The following is a 5,459-nucleotide window of genomic DNA, read 5'->3' on the forward strand; positions in this document are numbered from 1 at the left end:
GGACGGCCCGAAAGTCGGAAGCATCACACTCAGCCCGCGAGGAGACTGGCGCATGCCGAGCGATGCAAGCGCAGCCACCTGGTTACGGGAGATCGAAGAACTTTGACCGGGTGGCGATAGGTTACGAATTTACCCCTAAGACTTTAGATTGCCTACAATATACCGTTCAATATTCCTCGTTTCCATGCTGAAATTCACCCCGACCTTCACCAAGTTTCTTCTGTTGGGCGTATAAGGGATCAGATAGCCTTGTTCATCGATCTGTTTAGGGCTTCTTCGGCGCTGCCGTTCAGTTTAAATACAAAGACAAAATATGGTCCCAGGGCTTTATCACCGCATTGGCACAACTGCGGGCGCTACGGACTTCAGCCGGTACAAACTGCCCTATCAGCGTAAAGACGATATAAAATACGGTTTGATAATACAAACAGAAGATACCTCATTCCGGTTGAATTATCATTCCATTTATTCCATATTTCGTCAAATTTACTCTGATAAATACTTCAAAATAAAAATGTATAACCTATTATAAACGCTAACTTGTCCACATTGCCGAATCTGAAACCGGCATCCAATACTCCGGGACCTATGCGCCATGCACTTCCAACGGTACCGTAAATATTCCACAATCCACTACCTTCAGTACCTTCGCTTTTTGAAAAGTAATACGAAATACCTGCACCCGCATACGGACTTATCCGTTGCCCTTGAAACACCATTGGATAATAATATTTGCTTACGGGTCCAATATTAAAAACAGTAGTCGACGATGAATATCCACAACCCATTGATAATGCCACGTCCCATTTGTCTTTCCATAAAAAACGTCCGAAAGAGGCATTAAAGTAGGAATTAAACGCGCTTTGATAAGACAACTGTCCGCCAAAACTGATAAACGTATGATTAGATACTAATTTTTTACCGTTTAGCTTGTTATCTATTACGATATTATCCATGTTCAGTGTATCCAACAAAACAAAATGACCAGTAACGTTGTCCTTTTTCCATAACTCTTTTTTATAACCGTAACCAACAGATACCAACTCCGTGTTTATTCCTTTTAGAAATGTGTTTATAGCTTCCGTTTTCAATGGCTGCGATAAAGTTGCATAATCATCGTTAGCCTGAATAACGACAAGCGTTGTATCATTGCCGTTTTCTTCCGGAATATTTTTTCCCACAGCCTGAGCATTCACTTGCAAATAACAGCAAGTTACGAATACCACTATCAAAAGAAAAATGTTATATATCCTTTTCATATTATTTCCTTTTACCGAAATATAAACTTTGACCTATTGAAATTCCTATCATAAACCGGTTCAGATCCCATGGAGCGACAGGGAAACCGTATATGAGAAAAATATCTGTACTGCGACTTTTAGCATGATTAAAAATACTGTAACCTATGCTACCGGAATAGTTACATGCTGTGCTTCCGCCACCAAACTGCATGTTAAGACCATAACCTGACACCAACGAATCTTTACGGCGATAATAAGAAGAACCAATCATAAAAAATGTTGAGCCGTTGCTTCCGGAATATCCTATGTACCCCGAAAGATTAGCGGTTTCGGAAAGAAACCATCCGCCACCAAGATTCAACGATTTTATGACAGACGACAACATTCCGTTGGCATACGCAGTATATTGCGGACTAATCAGAGATTCTTTCGGCGAAGCACTTAACAGACTGCCGGATTGTAACTTCCGCAAATGTTCATTGAATACGGGTAAGGCATTGGTCAATGACGCAACATCTTCGTGGGAAAGGGAATCTTCCTGTAGCATTTTATTCATGAGAACAATAGCGGTATCTAATTTTTGGGCGGCAATTTCACGTTTGCCTGCTTTTTCCCATACGAGGCTGCTTCCTGCGTAAGGCAAGTAGCTGTCGGGGAACAATTGTTCAAGTTCGCGGAACAACACGAGCGACTGGAAATACTGTCCTTTTGCTGCCAGCGCGTTAGCGCATACAAAAATGCTGTCAGGGATCTCCCTGCTGATTGTTTGCGAAACAGTATAATCACGAAGTAACGAAATATAGTCTGCCGCTAACCATTGAGGGGGCGTATTGTCAGTCGGTTTCCAGAATCCGGCCGCTATATCAAAGTGTCCCATAAGCGAAAAAACCTGCGCCGCATAAAACGACAGGATTTTCTTGTCGGCACCCTGATGACTGGCTTTATCCAGATATATCAGCGCGTTTTCGGGTAGTCCCGAAAGTGCCAGTGCATAGGCATATTCCATTTGAATTTCGGCATTGTCGAGCGATGTTGCCACCAATTGAGCGTACAGGGCAACTGCGTCGCCGATTCTTTTCGTCCTGATAAATTCACGCGCTTCCTGTTGGGTTGCAGCAAACGAAAGTGAGGAAGTGAATACCGACAGGCAAAGAATCAAATAATATTGTTTAGATCTATTCATGCCACATTTTATTTTTTCAGTTAGTACTTTTATCTTTTCCGATAGTCATTGTCTTTTTTATACGAAACATTTTCTCTTCTTCATAATTAATGGGAAAAGCGCTTGGATTTCGAAGTCGTTGATACATCTCATGGTAGCCGTTTGCATTATTTATGATGGACATGAAACCGTTTTTTGTGAAAATATAAAGCATATTATTAGCGCATAGAAGCTGCTTTATACTGGCTTTAAAAAAATAAATGGATTCATTCGGATTATCCATATAATAAATACCGTTAGGAGTACCATAAAACAGTCCATATTCGGATGTCGCCAAAGAAACCACAGGATCAGGTGCAGAAACAACTTTTTTTATATTCTTTTCCGATAAGTAATAAATATCATTGCCGGAACAAATGAAACAAAAATCACCATCACCATTCAAATCCGATATTCTAAAAGGCATATCTATGAGTTTACAACTCTCTTTAGTCAGAACATCAAACAGGTATAACGATGTCAAATTGTTTTTCCCATACAAAGCAATATAAATTAAATTATCTTTCGCAGGATAGATGGAAAAGTTGTTATTGGGCATCATTATTATGTCATATATACCCTCATCCGTAATATTTTTTATCCTTGTTCCATGTCTGATAATGATTCCCTTGCCATTAAGCCACATAATATCTTGTGCGTCAGGATATGTTTTTGATAAATCAAAAACAAAATCAACATCTTTAATTTCCTTTTTATCCTTAGCAAGGTATATCGGAACAATCGTATTATCAGTAAGAGTCAATAAAGTCCCGTTTGGTGCAATAAACAATTTTGTTTTATTTATTAATTTTACATCATCGATCTTTTCAAAAATCACAGAATAGGACGACTCCTGAGGCAAAAATCCCTCTTTAACCTGTGCCTTTGAGTGGGTACAACAACTCAACAGTACTATTTTTATAATATATTTGAATGTTTTCATTTTTTTATCTTTTATTTACCAAAGCCACGTCTTATTCCCTCTTTATATGTTTCCTGTGCTTTTTCTATAACTTCGTTTGTTTGTTGATATGCTTGGCTATAATTGCCATCTACCGCGTTATTTAATGCCGAAAAAACCGATTTCGATATTTTAGTGGCTCCTTCTTTTAAAACTTTACCTACCTGAAAGCAACTTTTAATCGTTTTAAACGTGCTTGAAATCCTGCTTTTATCTGCAAGAGTTTCAGCCGCCTTCTCGAATATAGTAACTCCAGCTGCCGAATAATTACTTTCCTCGATATTTTCAATTAGAGCCGCTACTTCTCTAGCCATATTATACTTATCAACTATAACCGACAATGGATTTTCAACGCCTAACATATCAAAAACAGGTTTCGTTTCCTCGTTAGCAAAATTGAGTAGAAAATCGAAAAACTCATAAATATCCTTGGTATTACTAACATAAACCCCTTTGTTGTCGTCCGATAGATTCTCTTCATTCCACTTTCCGTTTTTATTCTGCAATTTCGGCATTGCGTCAAATGTTGATAAAGATACATTTCTTTGTATATCCCTATTAACTTTCAAGTCATTGGGGTTTTTATGGATAAGAGCACGTGATTTTCCTATCCATGTATACACTTCATCAAATGCTTGGTCTCCTGTCTGTGCAGTAAAGGTATTTTGCGTTTCCCCGAACATCACCTTTTCCCGATACAGATACTCATCTTTACCATCAACCAACTCATCAAAAGGGTTGGTGGTAACTACGCCTTTTCCTTGTTGGGTGTTGGCAAAATCAGCCGTTCCCAAAAGCATTTGCCCCGTATTATCTCCTTTATTATTGACGGAAGAACCGACACAATTGCATGGAGTTGTTGTAACAGTCACGTATGAACTGTTTTGGGAAGTCGCAATAGCTCTATATTTTTCACATTCTGCCAAAGAACTGTAAGAAGGCTTCATCTGTCCTTCTAACCACCCTTTTATTAGAGCAACATCAAGAGAGCTTGTACCACTAACAGAATATGAAAAAGAACATTGCCCGTATAACTGCCGGCCAGCAAACAACAGGCACAGCACAAAAACCAATTTTAATCGTTTCATACTATTACTATTAAACTTTTTTCTATGATTGGTTATTAATCCGTTTTGATAAATGTCAATATCATTTCGAAATCGTCAACTATATCGAACAATTCATCAGGCAGGCTCGTTTCTACAAGTTCAAACGATGCGTCTGAGAACGTCAAATCAAGCATATTCCCCGACAAACGATAATTTATTGTTACAATATTCGACCCATCTTTGATGGTAATTTTATCGCCCGACACACTGTATGTTCCCGACGGATACAGCTGTTCGTTCACGCCGCCGAAAAACGATCCATCTGATTCAAACATAAAAATCATATTCCGAAAATCCCTGTTAAGTTCCGACAAAATTGTGCCATCTCCTTCTTCTTTGAGATTATACGGCTGTCCTTCGAAATAGTAAATGACATTGCTTCTATGGAACAACCAGCGTCCGATTAGATCGTTGCCTTCTTCCTTTTCGCATGAAACACATACTGCGGCAAATGCTGCGATCATCAGCACACTTGCCCTAATTCTGAAATTCTTTTTCATGATATTTTATACATTAATGCTAAAAACATATATTGATCTCTCTCACTTATTTCACAAAAATGGAACGAGCCTCAGCATCGTAATAACCATCCGACAGGCGTTGCGCTACGCCGTTTTTCCAAAGGACAGCTACATTTTTACCGCGCGCATTTTTTTCATATCCTGCCACATACACATCAGCGCCGGATACATATATGGAACGGGCCCTGCTATCATTATTACTGAGACGTTGTGCTTTTCCGTTCTTCCACAGAGTAGCAACACCATGATCTTCACTTGTATAATTCCGGCTTCCGTGGCTTGTATTTGTGTATCCCGCCACATAGACATCGTTGCCCGATACGAATACAGCATAAGCGCCGGAACTGTCCAAATCGCTGGAAGGAGTATACAATTCCTGTCTTTCACCGTTTTTCCACAGAACCGCGACCCGGCAAGTCTTATCTT

6 protein-coding genes and 1 pseudogene are annotated in these 5,459 nt (G+C 39.4%); all 7 read right to left on the minus strand.

Annotated features, from left to right (window positions below; all coding sequences use genetic code 11):
- Window positions 1-135: 135 nt before the first annotated feature.
- Window positions 136-424 (minus strand): annotated as a pseudogene (locus tag LBQ60_02365) (PD-(D/E)XK nuclease domain-containing protein).
- 79 nt (window positions 425-503) lie between these two features.
- A complete protein-coding gene (locus tag LBQ60_02370) occupies window positions 504-1,259 on the minus strand; it encodes a hypothetical protein (protein ID MDR2036747.1) in 756 nt (251 codons plus the stop codon).
- A 1-nt stretch (window position 1,260) separates the two neighbouring features.
- Window positions 1,261-2,424: a tetratricopeptide repeat protein gene (locus LBQ60_02375; protein ID MDR2036748.1), complete on the minus strand. Its 1,164-nt coding sequence runs from the start codon at window positions 2,422-2,424 to the stop codon at window positions 1,261-1,263.
- Between the two features lie 16 nt (window positions 2,425-2,440).
- Window positions 2,441-3,385: a hypothetical protein gene (locus LBQ60_02380; protein MDR2036749.1), complete on the minus strand. Its 945-nt coding sequence runs from the start codon at window positions 3,383-3,385 to the stop codon at window positions 2,441-2,443.
- Window positions 3,386-3,396: 11 nt separating this feature from the next.
- Window positions 3,397-4,491: a hypothetical protein gene (locus LBQ60_02385; GenBank protein MDR2036750.1), complete on the minus strand. Its 1,095-nt coding sequence runs from the start codon at window positions 4,489-4,491 to the stop codon at window positions 3,397-3,399.
- A 35-nt stretch (window positions 4,492-4,526) separates the two neighbouring features.
- Window positions 4,527-5,012, minus strand: coding sequence for a lipocalin family protein (locus tag LBQ60_02390; GenBank protein MDR2036751.1), 486 nt, complete (start codon window positions 5,010-5,012; stop codon window positions 4,527-4,529).
- 46 nt (window positions 5,013-5,058) lie between these two features.
- The coding region (locus LBQ60_02395) for a hypothetical protein (GenBank protein MDR2036752.1) at window positions 5,059-5,459 on the minus strand (401 nt) is incomplete at its 5' end.

This window comes from Bacteroidales bacterium (assembly GCA_031275285.1).
In the GTDB taxonomy this organism is placed as follows: domain Bacteria; phylum Bacteroidota; class Bacteroidia; order Bacteroidales; family UBA4181; genus JAIRLS01.

Bases quoted from the DNA above. Each gene is read 5' to 3' on its own strand.
- LBQ60_02380 (MDR2036749.1), bottom strand. From the start codon at position 3,385: ATGAAAACATTCAAATATATTATAAAAATAGTACTGTTGAGTTGTTGT.
- LBQ60_02370 (MDR2036747.1), bottom strand. From the start codon at position 1,259: ATGAAAAGGATATATAACATTTTTCTTTTGATAGTGGTATTCGTAACT.
- LBQ60_02375 (MDR2036748.1), bottom strand. From the start codon at position 2,424: ATGAATAGATCTAAACAATATTATTTGATTCTTTGCCTGTCGGTATTC.
- LBQ60_02385 (MDR2036750.1), bottom strand. From the start codon at position 4,491: ATGAAACGATTAAAATTGGTTTTTGTGCTGTGCCTGTTGTTTGCTGGC.
- LBQ60_02390 (MDR2036751.1), bottom strand. From the start codon at position 5,012: ATGAAAAAGAATTTCAGAATTAGGGCAAGTGTGCTGATGATCGCAGCA.